General features: G+C 40.5%; 20 protein-coding genes. 14 read left to right on the top strand and 6 right to left on the bottom strand.

Annotated elements, in window-relative coordinates; translation table 11 throughout:
- Nucleotides 1–77: 77 nt before the first annotated feature.
- Nucleotides 78–1,013 carry a 50S ribosomal protein L3 N(5)-glutamine methyltransferase gene (prmB, locus tag H5079_RS16485; RefSeq protein WP_011327671.1) on the bottom strand — a complete coding sequence of 312 codons (936 nt, stop codon included), beginning with the start codon at nt 1,011–1,013 and terminating at the stop codon, nt 78–80.
- 123 nt (nt 1,014–1,136) lie between these two features.
- Between prmB and smrB the strand changes: the two genes are divergently transcribed.
- Nucleotides 1,137–1,694, top strand: coding sequence for an endonuclease SmrB (smrB, locus tag H5079_RS16480; protein ID WP_041454372.1), 558 nt, complete (start codon nt 1,137–1,139; stop codon nt 1,692–1,694).
- Between the two features lie 41 nt (nt 1,695–1,735).
- Nucleotides 1,736–2,659, top strand: coding sequence for an AEC family transporter (locus H5079_RS16475; RefSeq protein WP_086998297.1), 924 nt, complete (start codon nt 1,736–1,738; stop codon nt 2,657–2,659).
- Between the two features lie 33 nt (nt 2,660–2,692).
- On the opposite strand, the gene sixA is transcribed toward H5079_RS16475, so the two are convergent.
- The gene (gene sixA, locus H5079_RS16470; RefSeq protein WP_086998294.1) at nt 2,693–3,163 is read right to left on the bottom strand and encodes a phosphohistidine phosphatase SixA; all 471 of its coding nucleotides are present in this window, start codon (nt 3,161–3,163) and stop codon (nt 2,693–2,695) included.
- Nucleotides 3,164–3,355: 192 nt separating this feature from the next.
- Between sixA and H5079_RS16465 the strand changes: the two genes are divergently transcribed.
- The gene (locus H5079_RS16465; RefSeq protein ID WP_182684499.1) at nt 3,356–6,079 is read left to right on the top strand and encodes an insulinase family protein; all 2,724 of its coding nucleotides are present in this window, start codon (nt 3,356–3,358) and stop codon (nt 6,077–6,079) included.
- Nucleotides 6,080–6,143: 64 nt separating this feature from the next.
- Entirely contained in the window at nt 6,144–8,399 is a 2,256-nt protein-coding gene (locus tag H5079_RS16460; RefSeq protein ID WP_182684498.1) for an EAL domain-containing protein, read from the top strand.
- A gap of 23 nt (nt 8,400–8,422) precedes the next feature.
- Here the strand turns inward: H5079_RS16460 and H5079_RS16455 are convergent, their stop codons facing one another.
- A complete protein-coding gene (locus H5079_RS16455; RefSeq protein ID WP_182684497.1) occupies nt 8,423–8,617 on the bottom strand; it encodes a hypothetical protein in 195 nt (64 codons plus the stop codon).
- A 139-nt stretch (nt 8,618–8,756) separates the two neighbouring features.
- Entirely contained in the window at nt 8,757–9,329 is a 573-nt protein-coding gene (yeiP, locus tag H5079_RS16450; protein ID WP_011327658.1) for an elongation factor P-like protein YeiP, read from the bottom strand.
- Between the two features lie 192 nt (nt 9,330–9,521).
- On the opposite strand from yeiP, the gene H5079_RS16445 reads away from it, so the two are divergent.
- A complete protein-coding gene (locus tag H5079_RS16445) occupies nt 9,522–9,908 on the top strand; it encodes an MmcQ/YjbR family DNA-binding protein (protein ID WP_011327657.1) in 387 nt (128 codons plus the stop codon).
- 343 nt (nt 9,909–10,251) lie between these two features.
- Here the strand turns inward: H5079_RS16445 and fadJ are convergent, their stop codons facing one another.
- Both fadJ and fadI read right to left on the bottom strand, forming a co-directional pair.
- The gene (gene fadJ, locus H5079_RS16440) at nt 10,252–12,441 is read right to left on the bottom strand and encodes a fatty acid oxidation complex subunit alpha FadJ (RefSeq protein ID WP_182684496.1); all 2,190 of its coding nucleotides are present in this window, start codon (nt 12,439–12,441) and stop codon (nt 10,252–10,254) included.
- Nucleotides 12,441–13,751, bottom strand: a complete 1,311-nt coding sequence (gene fadI, locus H5079_RS16435) for an acetyl-CoA C-acyltransferase FadI (RefSeq protein WP_011327655.1) — start codon at nt 13,749–13,751, stop codon at nt 12,441–12,443. Before fadI ends, fadJ begins: the two co-directional genes overlap by 1 nt.
- A gap of 328 nt (nt 13,752–14,079) precedes the next feature.
- Here fadI and H5079_RS16430 point away from each other — a divergent pair, with 328 nt between their 5' ends.
- The 9 genes from H5079_RS16430 (at nt 14,080) to H5079_RS16390 (ending at nt 23,301) form a co-directional block, all read left to right on the top strand.
- Entirely contained in the window at nt 14,080–15,036 is a 957-nt protein-coding gene (locus H5079_RS16430) for a MoxR family ATPase (RefSeq protein ID WP_089367942.1), read from the top strand.
- A gap of 3 nt (nt 15,037–15,039) precedes the next feature.
- Nucleotides 15,040–15,984, top strand: a complete 945-nt coding sequence (locus H5079_RS16425) for a DUF58 domain-containing protein (RefSeq protein WP_086998270.1) — start codon at nt 15,040–15,042, stop codon at nt 15,982–15,984.
- Between the two features lie 2 nt (nt 15,985–15,986).
- A complete protein-coding gene (locus tag H5079_RS16420) occupies nt 15,987–16,421 on the top strand; it encodes a DUF4381 domain-containing protein (RefSeq protein WP_011327652.1) in 435 nt (144 codons plus the stop codon).
- Nucleotides 16,414–17,400 (top strand): VWA domain-containing protein, encoded by a 987-nt coding sequence (locus H5079_RS16415; RefSeq protein WP_011327651.1) that lies wholly within the window; start codon nt 16,414–16,416, stop codon nt 17,398–17,400. The genes H5079_RS16420 and H5079_RS16415 overlap by 8 nt, the downstream gene beginning before the upstream one ends.
- Complete coding sequence (locus tag H5079_RS16410; RefSeq protein WP_182684495.1) at nt 17,400–19,277, top strand: VWA domain-containing protein; 1,878 nt, start codon at nt 17,400–17,402, stop codon at nt 19,275–19,277. Before H5079_RS16415 ends, H5079_RS16410 begins: the two co-directional genes overlap by 1 nt.
- Nucleotides 19,271–20,917 carry a BatD family protein gene (locus tag H5079_RS16405; protein ID WP_011327649.1) on the top strand — a complete coding sequence of 549 codons (1,647 nt, stop codon included), beginning with the start codon at nt 19,271–19,273 and terminating at the stop codon, nt 20,915–20,917. The genes H5079_RS16410 and H5079_RS16405 overlap by 7 nt, the downstream gene beginning before the upstream one ends.
- Nucleotides 20,918–21,018: 101 nt before the next feature.
- A complete protein-coding gene (locus H5079_RS16400; RefSeq protein ID WP_231613562.1) occupies nt 21,019–21,534 on the top strand; it encodes a sigma-70 family RNA polymerase sigma factor in 516 nt (171 codons plus the stop codon).
- Nucleotides 21,534–22,289: a DUF3379 domain-containing protein gene (locus tag H5079_RS16395; protein WP_011327647.1), complete on the top strand. Its 756-nt coding sequence runs from the start codon at nt 21,534–21,536 to the stop codon at nt 22,287–22,289. The genes H5079_RS16400 and H5079_RS16395 overlap by 1 nt, the downstream gene beginning before the upstream one ends.
- A gap of 160 nt (nt 22,290–22,449) precedes the next feature.
- Nucleotides 22,450–23,301, top strand: coding sequence for a Tim44 domain-containing protein (locus tag H5079_RS16390; protein ID WP_089367937.1), 852 nt, complete (start codon nt 22,450–22,452; stop codon nt 23,299–23,301).
- The last annotated feature ends 216 nt before the right edge of the window (nt 23,302–23,517 follow it).

Raw genomic sequence — 23,517 nt, 5'->3', positions numbered from 1 at the left:
ATAGCCGAGCTTTACACTCGGCTATTTACTTATATCAATTTATATTCAAATACATATTCTATAAATGATATTGATTTTTATTGTGCAAAATACTCATCAAGTTGCTGTTTGCTAATAACAAACACACCTAAACCACCTTGTTCAAACTCAACCCATTCAAATGGCGCACCCGGATACAATGCATCCATATGTACCATAGAGTTACCTACCTCTACAAACAACAAGCCGTTTGCAGTAAGGTGCTTACTTGCTTCGCTTAATATAGTGCGGGTTACGTCTAGGCCGTCGTGGCCTGAAGCCAAACCAAGTTCTGGTTCATGATGAAACTCACGCGGTAAGTCGGCCATGTCCTCAGCATCAACGTACGGCGGGTTAGCTATGATCAGGTCGTATGTTTGCCCTGGTACACCACTAAACACATCTGACTGAATTGGCAATACTCGTTCACTTAACTGGTAGTCTGTAATATTTATGTCGGCTACTTCTAAGGCTTCATAAGAAATATCAACCGCATCTACCTGCGCATTTTCAAACGCTTGTGCAAGTGCAATCGCGATACAACCAGAACCCGTACATAAATCTAAAATACGCTTAACCGACTCAGGCTCTTCAAGCCAAGGGGTAAAGCGGTTATTAATTAACTCTGCAAATGGCGAACGTGGAATAAGCACGCGCTCGTCTACATAAAATGGCATATTCGCAAACCAAGCAATGTTGGTTAAATACGGCACTGGGGTAAAATCGTTAATACGCTCAGCAATTAAGCCCGCTAAGCTGTTTTTTTCTGTACTCGTTAAACGCGCATGCATTAATTCTTTCGGCGCATCTATTGGTAAGCTTAATGCGGGTAATAATAAATTTACCGCTTCGTCCCACGCATTATCAGTACCGTGACCAAAAAAAATACCACTGCTGGCAAATTGGCTTGTAGTCCAACGTAACCAGTCGTGTAAGGTTGAAAGTTCTGCTACAGCTTCTTCTAGCGTTGCTTCTTCTATTTGTAATTCACTCATGTGTATTGCCTGCCTGCTACTTTCAAAATTATTAATTCAATCGAGGCCACAATCGCCTCCCGATTGCCCTATTGTAACGCCTTTTATCTCGATTTTTACCCTTTTTTTGTTTAGACTGCCGCTATGAAAAAAGATCCTTATTCAAACAGCCCAATTAGCAATGATGACATTGACATGTTTCGTCAAAGTATCACTGGTGCGCGCGTTTTTAAACAAGACACTCACCGCTTTACTAATAAGCCTAAAGTGTCACAAGCAAAGCAGTTTGCCCAGCAAAAAAAGCAACAACAGTCAGAATTCTTCTTTTCGGATGAATATATACCTGATATTGATACCAATGGTACGGTTAATTATGTACAAGATGGCCAAGACCGCTTTTTAGCTAAGCAACTACGCCGTGGTGACTTTGTTCCAGATTTAACCCTAGATTTGCATGGCTTAAATAAAGAGTCTGCAAAAGATGAGCTAGCTGGTTTGATCCACGAATGCAAAAAGAAACATTACTATTGTGCATGCATAATTCATGGCATTGGTGGGCATATACTCAGGCACAAAGTACCGCAGTATTTAGTACAACACCCTGACGTAATTGCAATGCACCAAGCACCGCTTGAATATGGTGGTAAAGGCGCTGTACTTATTTTAATTAATTTACCGCAAAGTGATGAGTTTAGGCGTTAAATAACCACAGCTCTGGTTAAATACTATTTAAGGCGATATTAGTGTCTATTTTTTCAATTATATTTCCGCTGGTATTTATTGTTACTGCTGGTTTTATTAGCACTAAGTCACAATTTTTAGAACAACAACATATAACTGGTATTAGTAAATTTACCTTTTATATTAGTATCCCCGCTTTTTTATTTTTAAATATGGCGCAAGCTAACTTACACAATAGTGTGAGCTTAAATGGCTTTTTAAGTTTTTATATTGCGGTTGTGGGTGTTTTTATAATTGGCGCTTTAATAGACCGATTTTTAATTACTAAGCACAGTGATTATCAACGCCATAGCGTATTTGCTCTTGGTAGTAGCTATTCAAATACCGTACTGGTTGGCTTACCAATAATTATTGCAGCAATTGGCCGTGAAATGATTGGTATAGTATTTATGATTATCACTTTTCATAGTGCATTGTTATTTACTCTCACCTTTTTAGTGAGTGCCAAAAGCGAAAAAAGTGCGTTTTCGTGGCAACAATTTGCCAAAAACATGCTGTTAAACCCTGTGGTACTTAGCATTAGCCTAGGGTTATTGGCTAATGTTTTAGGCCTTACATTGCCACTGGATATTATTAATGGCTTAGATTTACTCTCACAACCCGCTATTGGCTGCGCACTATTTGTGTTGGGAGCTAATTTAGCATTTTATAAAATAAGCCAAAACTGGCAACCCGCGCTAATCGCCACATTATTAAAGCTAGTATTGCTACCCTGCTTAGTATTATTGTTAGGCCGATTTGTGTTTATGCTAGAGGCGCAACTACTCAACGTACTTATATTATTAAGTGCATCGCCTTTAGGTGTTAATGCCTACCTTATTGCTAATCAAATAAAACAGCACCAAGCAACGCTTGCCAGCACTGTGGTTATGTCGACCGTTTTAAGTGGTATAAGCTTTACGCTTTGGCTGGCATTTTTATTATAGAGCCTTGATTAGCTAATCAGCTAACACGTTGCATTACACGTTACCCGGAGCATGAATGCTAAGGTATTCGCTGCGCTGGGTTTGCTCATTATAATTAATTACGGCAACTGCACCGGTATTAAAAATAGGCATATGGCCCACACATAACTGATCAACCAAATAACTTACTATGGGCATGTGCGCCACTACTAGCCAAGTATTACACGCAGGATGCGCCGCTATTAACGTCTCGATGTAATCGGCTGCAATTTGCGGTTTACCTTCAGGTATAATGTCTTTGCAGGTTTCGCTAAATTTAAACGTGTTATTTTTAGCAACCCCTTTTGCTGTTTGTTGAGCTCTAATGTAAGGACTAACTAACAGCGCATCGGGTGCATAGTTTTTTGCCAGCCACAGCCCCATTTTTTCAGCTTCAATATGACCCTTTTGGGTTAACTGTCTCGCTGCATCATCGGCCTGCATTGGCGTTGCTTCGCCGTGGCGCATTATTAAGATTGTTTTCATAATAAATCAACCAATTAAAGAATATAAAACAGTAGCCAATTTGCCCGTTCTTCCGCTATATTAACAAGGTAACACTATTTATTTCTTAAATAGTTCTGTCATGATATTCAGGTAAATCTTATCGCTGTATTTCTCTGTCCTGAAGTTATCATCTGTTGTTAACAAGTAAACATTTAGTTTCAGGAGCATCATTTGAATATCAGTCGCAATGATAACAGAGCCTACCGCGCCCTAACACTGGACAATGGTCTAAAAGTACTCTTAGTGCAAGATAAAGATGCAACAAAAGCCGCTGCGTCTATGGCTGTTAATGCTGGACATTTTGACGACCCTGTTGATAGACAAGGCTTAGCACACTTTTTAGAGCACATGCTATTTTTAGGCACAGATCAATTTCCTGACTCAGGTAGCTTTAATAATTTTGTATCACAAGCGGGCGGCAATACCAATGCCTGGACCGGAACTGAGCACACTTGCTACTTTTTTGACATTAATAATCAAGAATTTGAACATGCGCTAAAGCAATTTAGCCGGTTTTTTATTGCGCCATTATTAAATGCTGCAGAAACAGAAAAAGAACGTAACGCGATAGAAGCAGAATTTAAATTAAAAATTAAAGACGACGGCCGTCGTATATACCAAGTACATAAAGAAACGGTTAATCCGGCTCACCCTTTTGCTAAATTTTCGGTGGGTAATTTACAAACATTAGCTGACAGAGAGCGCTGCATTAGCGACGAGCTAAGAGACTTTTTTAAGCAGTTTTATCAAGCTCAATACATGACTTTGGTCATATGCGCTAATGAGGAGCTCGACACTCTTCAAGCATGGACAAAACAATACTTTACTGCGGTTTGTGGTAACGCCAAGCAACCAAAACCCGCAATTAGTGCGCCGCTATACCGAGCGCAAGACCTAGGAAAACTGCTGCACATTGAGCCTCATAAGCATATGCAAAAGCTTATAGTGAGCTTTGCAATGCCTAATATTGATGACTTTTATCGTCACAAAACAGTGAGCTTTATTGCACACTTACTCGGTTATGAAGGTGCGGGCTCGTTATACTCTATTTTAAAACAGCAAGGCTGGATAAATGCACTTTCTGCCGGGGGTGGCATTAATGGCAGTAATTTTAAAGACTTTAATATTAGTATGGCACTAACGGATGAAGGTATTGAATACTTTGAAGATATTATTGAAATGATCTTTGAGTATATTTGCCTCATTAATAACAATATTGAACAGCTACCGCGCTTATACCAAGATAAAAAGAAGCTATTGCAAATTGCCTTCGATAACCAAGAACAATCGCGCTTAATAGACTGGGTAAGTAACTTAAGCATTAATATGCAACATTACGATCAGCCTAACTACTTACAAGGCGACTATTTAATGGAAGGCTTTAAACACGCCACCCATGAAATGGCCATGCAATGGTTAAAGCCACACAATATGCGCTTGGTACTTATTCACCCCGGGGTTGAGCCTCAACATAAAGCAGCTTGGTATAATACACCTTACAAGGTTGAAAAAATTTCGACTAGTTGGCTCGATGCACTAAGTAACATTAATAAACCACTCAATGAAATGCGCTTACCTGTTGTTAATCCTTATTTAACCAAAGACGTTGAGCTGTTTGATATAATTGAGCCACAAACAAAACCTGAGCTAATAGTCACAGAGCCTGGTTTTGATTTTTGGTTTAAACAAGACAACACCTTTCGCGTTGCCAAAGGTCATTTTTACTTGGCAATGGACTCAAACTTTGCAATAAAAGATGTAAAGCACATGGCACTTACCCGCCTCTTTTCTGATTTATTTATGGATAGCGTTAGCGAGCAATTTTACCCTGCCGAACTTGCAGGACTTAGTTATCACTTAACGTCTCATCAAGGTGGGTTAACACTACATACAGCGGGGCTCTCATCAAGCCAGTTAGAGCTGGTTGATGAACTCATTGATGCTTTATTTAACGTAGAAATTTGCTCTAAACGTTTTGCCGAGTATAAAAAGCAATTAGTAAGGCATTGGCGTAACAGTAATCAAAATAAGCCCGTAGGTGAGCTGTTTAGCATGTTAGGCGCAAAAATAATGCCGTGGAATCCACAGCCAGACGAGTTGGCTGACGCATTAAAAAACACGTGTTTTCAGCAATTTAATGAATTTAGACAAGACTTTTTTAAAGCCCTGCATGTAGAGTCATTTTTACATGGTAACTGGCAACAAGCTGATGCAATTAGTTTTCAGAAAAAAGTAGCCGCGCACTTAAAAAGCGCCGCTGTAATAGCCGATTTAACACGGCCATTATTTGAAATTAACAAAGTAACGCGCTTTGAGTTAACGCTTCCTTGTAATGATCACGCTATGCTTATTTACTATCAAGCACAAACCGACTGTGTAAGTGAAAAAGTAAAAATGATGGCGCTAAATCATCTAATCAATCAAGATTATTTTAACGAACTACGCACCACGCAACAATTAGGCTATTTAGTTGGTGCCGGTTACGCGCCTTTTAACACCCGCGCGGGCATTGTTTTTTATGTGCAATCACCCAAGTTTGAAGCCAAAACAATACTGCAGCGCCATAATAACTTTATTCATAACTATTTAACCAATATCGATAATTTAACCCCACAAGATTGGTTACAACAAAAGCACGGCCTAACCACACATATAGCCGAAGCAGATAAAAACCTGCGACTGCGCTCGCAACGATTATGGTTAGCTATTGGTAATCGCGATCACGAGTTTCATATGCAACAACGCTTGCTTGATGCATTAAATGCATTAACCCTTGCAGATATAAAAGCATACGCGCTAAGCCTTTTTAATGAAAATAGACCTAGATATGAGTTTTTAAGCTCTGCAAAGCCTAATAAAGCGCATAATCAGGCCCTTTGCTCGCATTCTCTTTGACAGTGAGTAACGCTTGATTTAGATTGTCGTTTGAAAATTAAATGTTATAAAAACAATAAAAATAATGATCACAATAATAATAAAAATAAGCTTACTATTAGCCCTATTAGTTGCCTCGCATAGCCTATATGCCCTAGAGGCAACTTTTAACTTAAATTTAAATACCGTTGCAGTTACGGCAAGCGCAATAATTGTGCTTGTTTTATGCTACATGCTAACGGCTATATATAAACTTAAGCGCTCGCGCTATCAACTTATGCTTTCTGAACAACGCTTAAAAAGCACTGTAGAAGGCAGTGGCGATACCCTTTGGGATTGGAATATAAAAACCGGTAAAGTACTTCGTATTAACGATAAGTACTTAATGGATTCAATATTATCAACAGAGTTTCCGCCACATAAAAGCCTTATTCACCCAAGCGACATTACCCAAGTAGAATATTTACTTAAAAAACACTTTGCTCAGCAAACTCCTTTTTTTGAAGCGACTTATCGGATTAAAGATCATTTTGGCGGCTGGCTCTGGGTACTCGATCGCGGCAAAATAATAGAAAAAGACACCAACCTTAGTCCCTTACGCATGACAGGCACAGTGCGCGACATTTCACAATTAAAGCTAACCGAAGAGCGCTTAAACCTTTTTGCAAAATGCGTTGAATCGCTAACCGACGCCCTGGCTATTTACGATAAAAACTTTAAGTTAGTCGATATTAACCCCAGCTTTTTAACCTTATTTGGTGGCGTGCGCGAGCAGTACCTTAAAAAAGATTTTAATTTGCCCGGCTACGATAAAAGTTACATTAACACCATTAAAAAAACCGTATACCAGCGAGATAGCCTGCAACAAGAAGTTAAATTACGCAATAGTGCACATGTTTTATTACCCATAGAAATTTCGATTGATGAAATTAGAAATGATCAAAACCAAATAACTAACTATGTCGTTGTATACTCTGATTTAACCGAGCGTAAAAAAGCCGAATCGCAACTGCATAACCTCTCCAATAGAGACCGCACCACCAACCTGCCTAACCGTAATTTGTTTTTTACCGACTTACAAAAATTAGGGCAACTAAACTCGCACCATGCTTTGTTAGTTTTCGACTTAGATAACTTTAAAAAAATAAATGACTCTTTAGGGCACCAACTAGGTGACAGCTTATTAGCTAAACTCGCTATGCGGCTAAATAAGCTCACTCGCGAAAATGACGTGTTTTATCGTTTAGGCGGCGATGAGTTTGCACTGGTAATGTCTGATACTAACGACATATATACGATTACCCGCACCGCTAAACAGTTTTTAGCGGCTATTGCTACGCCTTTTAAAATGGCCGGACATGAGCTTGCCATTACCTCAAGCGTTGGCATTGTGTTGTTCCCTGAAGATGGCAATACCCCAGAACTACTATTAAAAAATGCCGACACAGCTATGTACCACGCTAAAAAGAAAGGTAATAGTTATTTGTTTTTTAATGACACCATGAACCGTGAAGCCGTAAAGCGCCTGCAAATAGAAAACCTAATGCGCTTTGGTTTAAAAGAAAATCATTTTGCCGTGTATTACCAACCAAAAATGAATATTCATACCGGTAAACTTGTGGGAATGGAGGCATTAGTACGCTTTATCACGCCTAAAAAAGGCATTATTAGCCCGGGTGTTTTTATCCCAATAGCAGAAGAAACAGGGCAAATAATAGAAATTGGTGAAGTGGTTTTAAATAAAGCCTGTCGCGATGTAAAAGAGTGGCTTGATGCGGGCTTATTTAATGGCAGAGTTGCTGTGAATTTATCGGCAAAGCAATTTAGTTTACCCGACCTAACAACACGTATTGATGTGATTTTACAAAAAAATGCATTGCCCTCTTACTTTTTAGAGCTAGAAATTACCGAAGGCACGGTAATGGACGATCCTAAAGATGCTATCGCAATAATGTGCTCACTCAGCGCCCGAGGTATTCATTTAGCAATGGACGACTTTGGTACCGGCTACTCTTCGCTGGCCTATTTAAAGCAGTTTCCGCTTAATACGCTTAAAGTTGATAAAGCCTTTATCGATGACATGAAAAACGAGCGCGGCCGCAATATGGTCGACTCAATTGTTACTATTGCCCATAACCTTGACCTACATGTGGTTGCAGAGGGCGTAGAGCAAGCGTCGCAAATAGAAATACTCAAACAATTAAACTGTGAAACAGTACAAGGCTACTATTACTCTAAGCCGCTATCAAAAGATGAGTTTACCGAATTTTTAAAACTCCAGCACAGCAAGTCTGTACCTAGTTTAATTAGCCAGATTAAAAAAGTAGCTGTCACTAATTAAAGTTAAAAAACAGAAATAAAAAATTAAGGACGCCATATGCAAGGGTTAATGCCTACACTTCGCAGTAACGCACGGCGATAATGTAAATTAAACAAACACCATGCAACCGGCCCAAGTAAACTCGCTAACAACAGCCAACGCTTAACCGGCATGCCCTTTTTAATCGCCTCTAAATACATAATCGCTATAAACACTGCGCTTAATAAAACAAAAATCAAAGCAATACCTAAACCTGTAAAAACAAGCCGCGTATTTTAACCATAAAATGACTGTTTTTAAAGCTATGCACTTACTATTTGAATCTAAGCAATAAAAAAAGCCGAACAAGTCGGCTTTTTAATATAAATAATTAGGCGCTTACTTTTCAGCACGGCCCATAAATTTATGCTCTGCAGTATTGATACGAATACGATCGCCTGTAGAAATATGCTCAGGAACTGAAATATTTAACCCTGTAGACATACGCGCCGGCTTTGAGCGTGCACTCGCCGAAGCACCCTTAATAGATGGGTCGGTTTCTTCCACAACCAGTTCAACACTTGATGGCAAATCTAGGCCAACCGGTGCGCCATCTATTACAATAACGTGCACGCCTTGAGTTTCTTCATTTACGAACAAAATCTCTTCGCTAATCGCATCTTTACTTAGATTATATGGCGTGTAATCTTCGTTATCCATAAACACATACTCGTCACCATCAATGTACGAAAGCATAGCTTCACGACGAGTTAAATCAGCAAGCGTTAACATATCACTGTCTTTAAATGTTTCATCCACTTTGCTGCCCGTTACTACGTCGTATAAACGCATACGGTACAAACTACCACCAGCACGACCTTGTGGAACTGAGCGTACTATATCTTTTACAACTAAAACGCGACCATTAAAATCAATGGCTGTCCCTTTTTTAACTTCACTCGCCTTTGGCATGAATATATTCCTATTATTTTTGACTCTGAGAAACATACCACGAACTAGATTTTGTTCAACTAAAACTGCTTCAAAACCCCGCTATACCTTGGATTAACTCATAAAATTATGATTTTTACAAAAATACATATAATCAAACATTAAAAAAACTGTTATGGTAGTTTCATCGAGTATGACTTCAAGGAATGGATCATGGACCAACAAACTGTACATGAGTATTTAGTTAACAAACCACTAGTTAAAGTAACCCAACCTTTTTCTAAAGAAGTTGATGTTTACAAGGTAAACCATAAAATGTTTGCCACCCTTGCACTGGGTAATGATGATAATAACGACGCCAATGGCGAGCCTATTTGGTGGTTAAATTTAAAATGTGACCCCGACGAAGCACTAGCATTAAGAGATATGTTTACTGCAGTGATCCCTGGCTATCATATGAATAAACGCCTTTGGAATACCATAATACTAGATGGCACAATCCCGCAAAATGAGATTAAGCGAATGATTGATAATTCATTTGATTTAGTGGTAGATAACATGCCTGAAAAAGATAAAAAAATTATCGCCGCCCATCTTTAAATACTCCATTTTATTTTAAATACGCTTGAAGTACTTCAAGCGTATTTATTACCAATATTTAGCCCCCCCTAAAGCTAAATTCAAACATCCTGTTATATACCTCGATGCCAAAACACTTTTCAACACACAGCGTTTACCTTTAAATATCAGCAAGTACAAAAACCCACTTTCAAGCAGTAGACAATACTCTCTAAGGGTATGGTTTATTACTTATTCAAGTGATATTTAGTGAGTTTAATAATTTGAGTGGTTAGTAAACTTTTTAATAGGCTTTCGCTTAAATAATTTAGCCATAAAAAAACCGCATATAAAATGCGGTTTTTATTAGTAAATGCTTATTTACTTATTCTTTAGCACTTGGCGCTGCAGCATCGTCAGTGGCTTGCTCTGCAGGCTCCGACTCACCTGTTGGCTCTGCGCTTGGCTGAGCGGCATAAAACTTAGCACCTGACTCTGCCATTGCTACAAGCGTGTCGCAAGGGGTAAAAATTGCATTGCTACTGCCTAATGTAGACATATCTGAGCTTATCTTACTTGCGCCTAGTTTATCCATATAGCTAAATGGTCCGCCGAAGAACGGTGGAAAACCAATACCAAAAATAGCACCAATATCACCATCACGCGGGCTGGCAATAATGCCTTCGTCTAAACAACGAACCGCTTCATTTAGCATTTGTGCGATACAACGTTTGGCAATTTCGCTTTTATTTAAACGTGGAGCTGGGGTAACGTTTAGTAGTTCGTAAACTGACTCATCAACCTTTTTGCCTTTTTTATCGTACTCATAAAAGCCACGACCAGTTTTACGACCAAGGCGTTTTGACTCTATCATACGAGTAAATGCATCGGGTGCTTTAAAACGCTCGCCTAGCTCTTTTTCTAAAATTGGCGCAATTTTAGAACCAATATCAATACCCACTTCATCAAGTAATGCCAGTGGACCTACCGGAAAACCAAACTCAACTAAGGCTGCATCAATTTTTTCAATTGGCTCGCCTGCTAGCATTAAGTTAGCCGCTTCGTTTAAGTAAGGCGCTAAAATACGGTTTACATAAAAGCCGGCGGTATCTTTTACTACAATAGGTGTTTTACCTTGCTTGCGCGCAAAGTTTACCACACGAGTAATGGTCTCTTTTGAGGTGCCTGCGTGTGGAATAATTTCTACCAGTGGCATTTTTTCTACTGGTGAAAAGTAATGTAAACCAATCACGTTTTCAGGGCGCTGAGCTTGAGCTGCAATTTGCGAAATAGGTAATGACGAGGTATTGCTCGCAAAAATAGTATTTTCTTGGCATTCACGCTCTACATCAGCAACCATGCCTTGTTTAAGCTCAAGATCTTCAAATACCGCTTCAATTACTAAATCTATATTTTTAAAACCGCTGTAATCGGTAGCGCCTGTAATACGGCTCATTGTTAGCTGCATATCGGCTTTAGACATAATGCGGCGCTTTAAGCGCTTATCTAAAATTTTATAGGTGTAGCTCATTGCATTACTAATGCCCTGCTCTGCTACATCTTTAATACGTACCGGTACTTTAGCTTTAACGGCACTTACGTGCGCAATACCTGCGCCCATTAGTCCGCCACCTAACACTGCGGTTTTGTTAATTGCTGGTGCGTCGCCGTTGCGCCAGTCTTTTTTCATTTCTGTGGTTGCAAAAAATACACTGCGCAGCGCTTTTGATTCGTCGCTCATTACCAGCGTTGCAAAGCTTTCCGCTTCGGTTTTATACGCTTTTAGCTTATCGAGCTCTACGCTTGCACGTACTGCTTTAATAATTAAAAGTGGCGCAGGGTAATGTCCGCCCGTTTGTTTAATGACGTTTTCTTTTGCTTTTTTAAAGATAAAGTTACGGCCAAACGGATTTGATTCTAGCAGCTTGCTCACGGTGTCGAGTTTTGGCTCTTTAGCTGGTGCTTTGCCTTTAGCGGCAAATTCTTTCGCTACTTTTAATAGCACGCTATGTGGTACGCAATCATCTAATACACCGGCTTTTTTAGCTTGCTTTGCACGAATTTGCTTACCAGTTAGCATCCATTCTAAGCCTTTTTGAATGCCAATTATTTTAGTTAAACGCTGAGTACCGCCACCGCCAGGTAATAAACCTAATTGCACTTCTGGCAAACCAATTATGGTAATACCACAGTCGGTGCCTACGCGATAATCACAGGCTAATGCAAACTCTAACCCACCACCTAAAGCAGCGCCATGAATAGCACTAACCGTAGTGAAAGGTAAGTTTTCCATGTCAAAAAATGCATGGTGACATAACTCGCTAATAGCTAAAGCATCTTCACGCTTTTGCACACTATCAAGCATTTTAACGTCAGCGCCAGCAATAAAGTTATCACTTTTACCACTAATAAATACCATGCCTTTTACAGACTGCTGTTTAGCTTCGGCTAGTAAGGCTTTTAAATCATCGGCAAAACTACTGCGCAGGGTATTCATTTTTTCGCCCTGCACATCTATAGTTACTACGGCGATTTTATTTTCATCAACCGTTAAATTAAATACTGAATCTGACATTACGCACTCTCCAATACAAAAGCTGCACCTAAACCACCTGCAGCACAGGCTGTTGTTAATGCTAAACCGCCACCACGACGCTTAAGCTCGTATAAGCTTTGCGTAATTAAGCGAGCACCGGTTGCTGCAAATGGATGTCCATAAGCAAGCGATCCACCTAATACGTTAAACTTATCCATGTTAATTTCGCCAATCGCTTTACTGCGACCTAAGTGCTCTTGCGCAAACTTATCTGAGGCAAACATTTTCATGTTAGCGAGTGTTTGCGATGCAAACGCTTCGTGCATTTCTATTAAGTCTAGGTCGGCAAGGGTAATACCCGCTCTATCTAGTGCGATAGGCGTGGCATGAGCTGGACCCATAAGCATATCTTTTTCAACACCAATGGCTGAAAACGCAAAACTGCGTACATAACCAAGGATTTCGTAACCCAGTGCTTTTGCTTTGCTTTCGCTCATCATTAATACCGCAGCTGCACCGTCGGTTAATGGGGTGGCGTTTGCTGCAGTTACTGTACCGTGTTGGCGGTCAAATACTGGCTTAAGCTTAGCGTAGCCTTCAACCGTTGAGTTTTTACGAATGTTGTTATCTTCTTCAATAAAGCTTTTATATGGCGGTAAGTGCGCCGTCATTACTTCATCTTTTAATTTTCCATCTGCCCATGCTTGGGTTGCTAATGAATGCGAGCGATGCGCTAATGCATCTTGATCTTCACGGCTAATGTTATGTGTTTTAGCCATTTGCTCAGCAGTTTGCCCCATTGAAAGGCCTGTTGAGTACTCTGCAACTGCAGGAGGCACTGGCAATAGATCTTTTAAACGCAACTTTGAAAATATTTTTAAGCGCTGACCTAAAGTACGCGCTTTATTTAAATCAACTAAACTGCCAGCTAATTTTTTGCTTACGCCAATGGGTAGTACCGATGAAGAATCGGCGCCACCAGCAATACCTACAGTAACAGAGCCGGCCATAATAGACTCAGCAACGTTGGCAATAGCCTGAAAACTAGTAGCACAGGCACGTGATACTGAATATGCATCAACCGATACCGGCATGCCAGTACCTAATACAATTTCGCGTGCTATATTTGGTGCTTCTGGCATTTGTACTACCTGACCAAATACAAGTTGATCAATTTCTGACTTGTTGAAATTTAATCGCTCAAGCATTTCGTTAACCACAAGTTTACCCATATCAAGTGCAGGTACATGGTGGAACGCTGTTGCTTGCTTGGCAAAAGGTGTACGTAGGCCGCTAACTATGGCTATACGATCGCCTTTTGGTGTTTTAAGTATGTTTTGCTCAGACATTAATTATGCTCCCGCTGACAGGTCTGACCTGTTTGTTTTACTCGATTCTAAACAACCCGTGTACTAAAGCCAATAGATAAACTGAAATTTATCGATTAGTAGGCAAATAAAATTCTCTAAGACCTACTATATAAGTACTACAATAGGCTTTTTTAGACGCATTTACAAAGTTTTGTGATAGGCTAAAAGTCGTTAATAAATAACGAACTATTTTTAAAAATACAGTCTAACTCTTGAGTTATCCAATTTTAAACCTTATAACTAGGTCAGTATTTCGTACCCAAATAACTTTGGTATTATTCCAGCTGACGAGGACAGTCTATTTATTATGGCAGCTAACGCATTTTCACAATTAAAAACGTACTTAGATACACAAATTATTGGCCAGCCAGAGCTTACTCAAGCGCTACTTATTACCATTTTAGCTGACGGCCACTTATTAGTAGAAGGCCCTCCTGGCCTTGCAAAAACGCGCGCCGTAAACGCCTTGGCTAAAGGCATTGAAGGCTCGTTTCAGCGGGTGCAATTTACGCCCGACTTGCTCCCTGCCGATATTACTGGTACTGATATTTATCGTCAGCAAACCAGTGAGTTTGTATTTGAAAAAGGCCCACTGTTTCATAATCTTATTTTAGCTGATGAAATAAACCGTGCCCCAGCTAAAGTACAATCAGCCTTATTAGAAGCCATGGCAGAGCGCCAAGTAACTGTGGGTAAAAATACTTATCCGCTAAGTGACTTATTTTTAGTAATGGCCACACAAAACCCGCTGGAGCAAGAAGGCACTTACCCGCTACCTGAAGCGCAGCTTGACCGCTTTTTACTGCATTTGAGTATAGGTTACCCCGGCGCAGAGCACGAATTAGACATACTGCGTTTAACCCGAGGCGAAGCATTAAACGAGCAACCAGCAGTAATGCAAAAAATTAGTCAAAGCGATTTATTTGCCGCTCGTAAAGCTATTTTAGGCCTTTATTTAGCACCACCACTTGAGCAGTATTTAGTGCAGCTTATTATAGCTACCCGTGAAGGCGCTAAGTTAGACGCACAACTAGGTAGCTGGATTGAGTTTGGTGCTAGCCCACGTGCCACTATTGCCCTTGATAAATGCGCCCGTGCGCATGCTTGGTTGCAAGGCCGCGATTTTGTAGCGCCCGACGATATTCAGGCTGTAGTACATAATGTATTGCGCCATCGTATTATTTTAAGTTACGAAGCCCAAGCCGATGGCATTACTAAAGATCAGGTAATTAGCCGTATTGTTGAACTTGTAGCCGTACCGTAACTTATGCAAACACCATTAGATCCCCAAGCATGGCTTGCACAAAGCCATAGCCACGGTGTTAATTTAGCGCTTAAAGAGCTGATGTATTACAAAGCCAAAGCGCAATTGCTAGAGCTGGCTCCTAAAGTAAAAATTAAAAACACCTTAACCGGGCAATACCTTGCGCCGCATAAAGGCCGTGGTATGGAGTTTGCCGAAGTACGCCACTATCAACAAGGCGACGATATTCGCTCTATTGATTGGCGTGTAACTGCGCGCACTGGCGAAACACACACTAAGCTTTTTCAAGAAGAGAAAGAGCGCCCGGTGTTTATTTTTACTGATTTTTCAAACTCGATGCTATTTGGCTCGCAGTTGTTATTAAAATCGGTGCAAGCCGCGCACATTAGCGCATTAGTTGCTTGGTCGGCCTGCCAACGTGGTGACCGTATTGGTGGCATTGTATTTAATCAGCACTCTCATTTAGAACTCAAGCCCAGCGCCCGTGAAAAAGCGGTATTAAAGCTGTGTCATAATTTGTGTGATAGCCACCAGCAAGCCCTTAACGCAATTGACGAGCAAGCCACTAACAACTTTAGCGATAACTTAAAGCGCCTTAACCATTTGGCTAAACCCGGTAGTTTAGTGTATTTAATTTCTGACTTTAATGCCCTAGACGATGCCAGCTTTAAACAGCTCGAAATACTAAGCCGTCACTGCGAGCTAATTGGTTGCCACATAAGCGATCCATTTGAGCATCAGTTACCGGCATTTAAACAAGCCGTTACAGTAAGCGCCAATGGCCAAGACTTTGCCCTACCACTTATGGATAGTAGTTTTAGAGCTCGCTTTGCTAAAAATGCCGAACAGGCATTTAGCACACGCTTTAATCGCTTAACTAAATCGGGTCTTAATTTAATATCATTCAATGCAGCCACACCGCTTGAGCTGCAATTAGTGAGAAAATAACCATGCAAACGTCTCCACTTGATGGCCTACACGACATAATAGCGCCAAGCCAAGTAAATTGGTGGCCACTTGCCCCTGCTTGGTGGGTTATTATTGCCGTTTTGTTATTGCTGCTAAGCGCCGCAATTTATATGGCTTATAAGCGTTATAAATTTAAACAACCAAAACGCTTCGCGGTTAATTTAAGCCAACAGCACACTGATCCTCAGCAATTACATATTATTTTAAAACGCTTAGTCATCGCCTATTACGATAAACGCCTTGCTACGCAATCTACCAAGCAGTGGTGTAATACGCTTAATACACTAACCGGATTAAGTTTTAGTGAACAAGAAATTCTCAGTGTTTATAATCTTGAGCAAAACAATAGCGCGCTAGAAAATAAGTTTCGCCAAGCAATTAAGCAATTTAAGTTAAAGGAAGTGGTTAATGTTTGAATTTAGCTGGCCATGGCTGTTTATATTACTCCCCCTGCCTTTATTACTATTATTACTAAAACCGGCTGTAAACAATGCGCACACTCGACTGCGGATCCCAAGCTTTGCCAAACATAACTTAACCAGCCAAAGCGTTGAAGCTCATGCACGGCGCTTAACTCCGTTCGAGTGGGTTATATGGCTATTACTGGTAATAGCTGCGGCAAACCCTACTTGGTTAGATGATCCTATTTCAATGCCAAACGAAGGCCGCGATATAATGCTGGCGGTTGATTTATCAGGCTCTATGACCGAGCAAGACATGGCTTACAATGGCCAATATGTTGACCGCTTAACTATGGTTAAAGCGGTATTAACTGATTTTATAGAGCAGCGCCAAGGCGACAGGCTCGGCCTTATTTTATTTGGCGACACCGCCTTTTTACAAACCCCCCTTACGCGTGATGTAAAAACCGTAAGTAAAATGCTTTCTGAGGCACAAATTGGTTTAGTTGGCCGCGCCACTGCCATTGGCGATGCTTTAGGGTTGTCGGTAAAACGTTTTGCAAACAAAGATAAAAGCAATCGTATTGTGGTGCTGCTAACCGACGGGCAAAACACTGCGGGTAATTTAAAACCCGAAGAAGCCCTACTGCTTGCCCGCGATGCTGGTATAAAAGTGTATACCATTGGCGTTGGCTCAGATAATCCTCGTGGGTTTAGTTTATTTAATATGGGCGGTATGAGCGGCGACACAATAGATGAAGGGTTATTAAAACGCATAGCCGAGCAAACTGGCGGCTTGTACTTTAGAGCTAAAGATGTAGCCGGTTTACAGCAAATTTATGCCGAACTAGACAAATTAGAGCCCATTAGTGTAGATGAGCAAACCTTTCGCCCGCAAAGCTCATTATTTTACTTGCCGTTATTAATCGCTATTTTGCTAATTAGCTTAAAAGTAATGTTAACAACCCTGCGCGCAATAAAGGAGCCTAACTAATGGATTTTGAATTTATTCGCCCTGCTATTTTATGGTTACTTATACCCGCAGCTGGGTTATTTTTTGTTGCCTTAATTAAGCGCAAAAAAGCCAGCAATGAGCAGCTAATTGCACCGCATTTAGCACAGTTTATTATGAGCGACGCAAGCACTAAAACTAACCAGCCACTTTGGTTATTAGCGCTATTTTGTAGCTTAGGGATTATATTTAGTGCCGGCCCCAGCTTTGAAGAAAAACAAGTACCTGTGTTTCAAAGCAAAAATGCTCGCGTTATTGTTATGGACATGTCGTACTCTATGTACAGCACAGATATTTTGCCAAATAGATTAATGCAGGCGCGTTTTAAAGCCCTCGATATGATTGATTTATTTAAAGAAGGCGACACAGCGCTAGTAGCCTATGCAGGCAGTGCTTATACCATTTCACCGCTAACCAACGACGCCACTACACTTGAAAACCTAATACCTAGCTTAAGCCCAGAAATAATGCCCGACAAAGGCTCTAATGTTTTAGCTGGCCTTGATATAGCAAAAGAGCTATTAGGACAAGCCGGTTACCTAGATGGCGATATTATTTTAATAACCGACGGCATTGATCAGCAAGAGCAAAGTGAGGTGAGCACCTTTACTAAAAACACCCAATACCGATTAAATATCTACGGTGTAGGCACCGCCCAAGGTGCGCCAATTAAACTACCCGAAGGCGGATTTTTAAAAGACCACTACGGGCAAATTGTAGTGCCGACTATTAATACCAGCCAGCTAAAAAGTTTAGCTACAAACAGCGGCGGTAAATTTGCTAGTTATCAGCCAAGTAGCGCCGACATTGCTGTTTTTGCACCTAGCGCTAATGGTGAGTTGTTAAAAGATGAAAAACAAAACCATGCGCTTTGGCGTATAGACGCCGGTATTTATGGCTTATTACTGCTACTACCTTTAAGCCTTTATTTATTTAGACGTGCGGCTTTGCTGAGTGTGTTTTTAGTGTTTAGCTTTTTACCACAGCAAAATGCGTATGCCGTAGAGCTGCCCACAGTTTTAAAAAACACCGATCAGCGAGCGCTTGATGCTTATAACAATAAAGATTATGAGCAAGCAATAACAGCCCAATCGAGCCAATTAAAAGGCGCTGCGCTTTATCAGCAAGGGAACTTTGAGGCCGCGGTTAATCAATTTAGTGATGATAAATCGGCAACCGGTTTTTATAACTTTGGTAACGCACTTGCTAAAGCGGGCAAGCTAGAGGAAGCAATTAATGCTTATCAACAAGCTCAAGCATTACACCCTAACTTTACACAAGCCGCAGACAACCAAGCACTGGTTGAGCAATTACTGAATCAGCAGCAAGAGCAACAAAACCAAGGCGGTGACGAATCACAAGACGGGCAAAAAAGTGATGAGCAAAACCAACAGCAAAATTCTGATGAAGCCAAGCAAGATCAGCAACAAAATGATGAGCAAGGCGAAGCGCAAAGCGACAGTGAAAAAAACAGTGACGATAAATCGGATAAAGACTCTGAGCAAGCACAAGAGCAAGCTGATCAACAAAATAAACCTGACATGCAAGCTGAGCCGCAAAACGAGCAAAGTGAAAATCAACCAGCCGAACAGCCAAATGATAACGCTGAGCAACAAAGTGAGCCACAGGCTGCAAACGAACCTGTGCCCGACGAGCAACAACAAACTGCCGAGCAACAAGCGCAAGCAGTACAAGCCAGTGAGCTGACTAACGAAGAAAAAGAACAAGCACAGCAGCTTAATCAGTTACTGCGAAAAGTGCCCGACGATCCCGCTATTTTATTACGGAACAAAATGCAATTAGAAGCCCAAAAAAGACAATATCAACGTCGCCCCACAGGAGTAGAAAAGTCATGGTAATGCGATTATTTTGCTGTTTATTGCTATTAAGTGCGATGCCATTGATGGCTGCCACCAAACTCGAAGCCAGTGTAAATAAAAACCCGGTGTTAGCGGGTGAGTTTTTTATTCTTAATATTACAGTAGACGACACAATTAAAGATGAACAACCCGATACCTCAATGCTGTTAAAAAGCTTTGTGGTTGGCCCTACTAGCTTAAGTACTCGCACCAATATTATAAATGGCAGTATGAACAAGCAAACTACCTGGTCGGTTAAACTAATGACCCGCCGTGAAGGTGAATACACTATACCGTCGTTTACTGTTGCAGGGCTTAGCTCGCAGCCTATTACTTTAAAAGTAGCCAAGCGCGCAGCTGATGCCGATAAAAATAACGATATATTTTTAAAAACATCGCTCTCAAGTAAATCTTTGTTTGTACAAGAAGCCGGTGTTTATACGCTTAAACTTTATTTAGCCAAAGAGCTACTCGACGGCAGTTTAGGCACGCCTAGCATGGAAAATGCACAACTTAGCCAACTAGGTAAACAAACGGAAGATTATGAACTGGTTGACGGTAAACGTTACTTAGTAATTACCCGAGAGTATTTAATTCAGCCGCAAAAAAGTGGTGACTACACTATTGCCGGCCCAGCTTTTCAAGGCCGTGTGCAACAAAATTACCGCCAGTTAGAAGTATCGGCACTTGGCAATGATCAGCAAATAGAAATAAAGCCTATTCCAAGTAATTACAATGGCGCTTGGCTGCCTAGTGAGTTAGTAAGTTTAGATGAGCAATGGCAACCAGAGGATAATACTGTTGAGGTAGGCACTCCTATCACACGCACAATTACCTTAACGGCACTTGGTGTAACCAAAGAGCAACTCCCCGAAATATCAATGCCCGATATTACAGGGATCCGTAGCTACCCAGATCAAAAAGAAAATAACAATGCGGTGCGTAATGGCCGTGTAGTATCGCAGCAAATTGCCTCTTATGCTTTATTACCACAAACACCCGGCACCTATACGCTACCCGAAATAAAACTGCCTTGGTATAACACTAAAATAAATCGTATTAGCTTTGCCACTTTACCAGAGCGCACTATTACTGTGATCCCTAGTAGCAATGCTGCTAATCCTGTGGTTATAAATGATTCGCAAAATACCAATAACCAAGCAGCAGGACAAAATAGTATAGATGCAACTAATCCGCTGCAAGTACAAAGCTCAACACCATTATGGTTAATAATTGTTGCTGTACTGGGCTATTTATTATGGATTGTGACTGCAATTTTTTATTGGTTAAGCCGTTCTACTCATAATGTGCATGTAGTAGCTACAACTGATAAAACGCCCGCGCTACCTAGTTTGAAAAACTTATTACATGCAGCAAATAAAAACGATGCAAAAATGTTTTATAGCGCATTAAATATATATGCAAAAACAGTAACTAAGCAAAATATGGGTGCTATTGATACTTTATGCCGTGCTATTAATGATGCAGAACTAACTAATAACGTGATGCAGTTACAAACACAATTATACAGTAATAAAAAAACAACCAGCGATCTTACAGCTATAGTTAAATTACTTAAAAAGTATCAGGCTCAAACATTAAAGTCGCAACAAGCTGTATTAAAAGACCTTTACCATTAAATTTTAATGCGTATAGGCCTTTTATTACATTAAATAATATTTAACTAAAAAAAGAACTTATGTTTGGAAATAAAAAATCGAATAATCAGGTCTTAATTGATATGGCACAAAAGCAAAAGCGCTACGAAGCCTTGGTTCATGTTTACCATAAAGAGCTTTACCGCTTTGCCTATTGGTTATGCCGTGATCCACACATTGCCGATGACTTAGTACAAGAAACATTTTTGCGTGCCTGGCGCTCGCTCGACTCTTTACTGGATCAAAAAGCAGCAAAGTCGTGGTTACTTACGATTTTACGTCGCGAAAACGCGCGACGATTTGAGCGCAAACAATTTGATTATAGCGATATAGAAGATGAATTATTGGTTGATGAAAGCAGCCACTCTTTAGACGATGAAATGGAGCAAACTGTTATTCAGCGCCAAATTGCACTCTTGCCTGATGAATACAAAGAGCCGTTATTACTGCAAGTAGTAATGGGCTGCTCAGGCGAAGAAATTGCAAATATACTCGATTTAAATAAAAACACGGTAATGACACGTCTATACCGTGCTAGAAACCAACTTAAAGAGGCTTTAAGCCGTGATGATGAGCAACTTAAAGGGGCATCAAAATAATGGATGAGCTTGAGTTTCGTCGCCGCACTATTGCGCAGCCAAACGATATTGACAATGAGCTTACCGAGTTTGCTAAAGACAACTCAGAGCGACAACGGTTTATTAACGACATGAAAGATTTCGATAAATATTTACAAAGTGCAGCTAATGACGTTCCGGTACCTGAAAACCTAGCCGAGCGAATTCTTTTAAACACCTCTTTAAAAGAAAAAGCACAGCAACAAGCGCAAATACCGGCTAATAAAAACGTTATTGCATCGCGATCGCGCTTTAAGTTTGACCGAGTACATTTAGCCCTAGCCGCTTCGTTTGTTGTTACTATAAGTGCATTCTTTTTTAGTTCTGAGCAAAATACCTATGGCGCAGGTGAGCATGCTTTAGCCCACGTTTATCACGAAATAAATTCTCTCGATAAAACACAAGCAATTAGCCTGCAAAGCGTGAATGAAAAGCTCGCCTTACTTGGCGGACAATTAAGTGAGCTACCCGGTAAAATTACTTACGCTATGTTTTGTGACTTTAAAGGGGAGAAAGGCATACATTTAGTGTTTGAATCTGACTTTGGCCCTATGACGGTATTTATTGTGCCGACTAAAAATAAAGTGTTTGAAATGGGCTCTGATGACTTTCATGATGACAGATTTGAAGGCCATATTAATAGAGGCCAACAAGCCGATACCGTATTAATTGCCAGCTTAGGTGCGCCGGTGAATATGTATAATGAACGTGTTTCTGGCGCTATTCGCTGGCTGTAACCTTGTAGCTTCTCGCACCGCTTAGACCAGCTAAGCGGTGCGCTTAATATTTAATAATTTCACTCCTGCCCCTTAAATATTACCAACCAGCCAACTGATTTTTAAAGTAAATAATATTTCTATAGGTATAATCGACACTTTATTTTATTTAAGGATTTTCATGAAGAATTTTGTCGTTATTTTATCTTTGTTGGCCTTGCTAATGACTGCAAGCTTTGATGCACAAGCACGTAAAAAGTTTGGTAGTAGCAAACGTGGTAAAACTCCAGCTACGCAACAAACCGCACAAAAGCAACAAACAGATACCAAGGCAGTTGCGCCTGCGGCAAAGCCAGCATCTAATAAAAAAGGCATTATGGCGGGTGTATTTGGTGGACTGCTTGCTGGTGGCTTAATTGCTGCTATGTTAGGTGGTGATTTTGAAGGGTTTCAGCTGCTAGAGATGATTTTACTTGCGGGTGCAGCCTTTATAATATTTAAACTTGTTCGTGGCTTTATGCGCGCAAGGCAGTCGCCTCAACTGGCCAGTGCTGGCATGTCACAAAATGCATTTAAACAAGCACCTATTGAGCATGAACAAACAACAAGTACAGGATTTGCTAATAGTACTGCGCACGGCGACGATGTGCCTTTTAACTTACCGCCTGGCTTTGATACAAACGGCTTTTTACAAGGTGCTCGTGAGCATTACCACACACTACAAAATGCGTGGAACGAAGCTGATTATCACACTATGGCTGAGTATTTAAGCCCTGAATTAGTGGCCGAATTTAAAGCAGAGCGCGAAGCAATTACAAGCGTAGCTACTGAAGTGATGTTTATAGATGCAGAACTAGTACGCGCAGATACGCTGACTGACAAGTGGCAAGTAAGCGTACGCTTTAAAGGTAAGTATCGCGATTTAGCAGATAAACAAGAACAACCTATTTTAGAAATTTGGCATTTAGAGCGTTTAACGCTTACTGATGCACCTTGGCTGATTGTTGGCGTTGAAGATTTAATAGACGCATAGGCTCTAAATACGAGGCAAAAATAAACCGCACTAACCTAAGGTTGTGCGGTTTTTTAGTTAAATAATTTAACTAACCTGAGCTCCGGATAATAAACTTATCTCAAGCAGCTGTTTTCAGCGCTAACTGCGTTGAATTTACTTGCAATAGGCCAGCTATTGACGCGTAAATTCGCCTTGTTTTCACTGAAAACCTCTGGCTAGAGAAAATAAAATTAA

This window comes from Pseudoalteromonas sp. SG44-5 (genome assembly GCF_014164175.1).
Classification (GTDB): domain Bacteria; phylum Pseudomonadota; class Gammaproteobacteria; order Enterobacterales; family Alteromonadaceae; genus Pseudoalteromonas; species Pseudoalteromonas nigrifaciens.
Note: the sequence above shows the minus strand (reverse complement) of the source record. Positions and strands in the feature narration are given on the sequence as shown.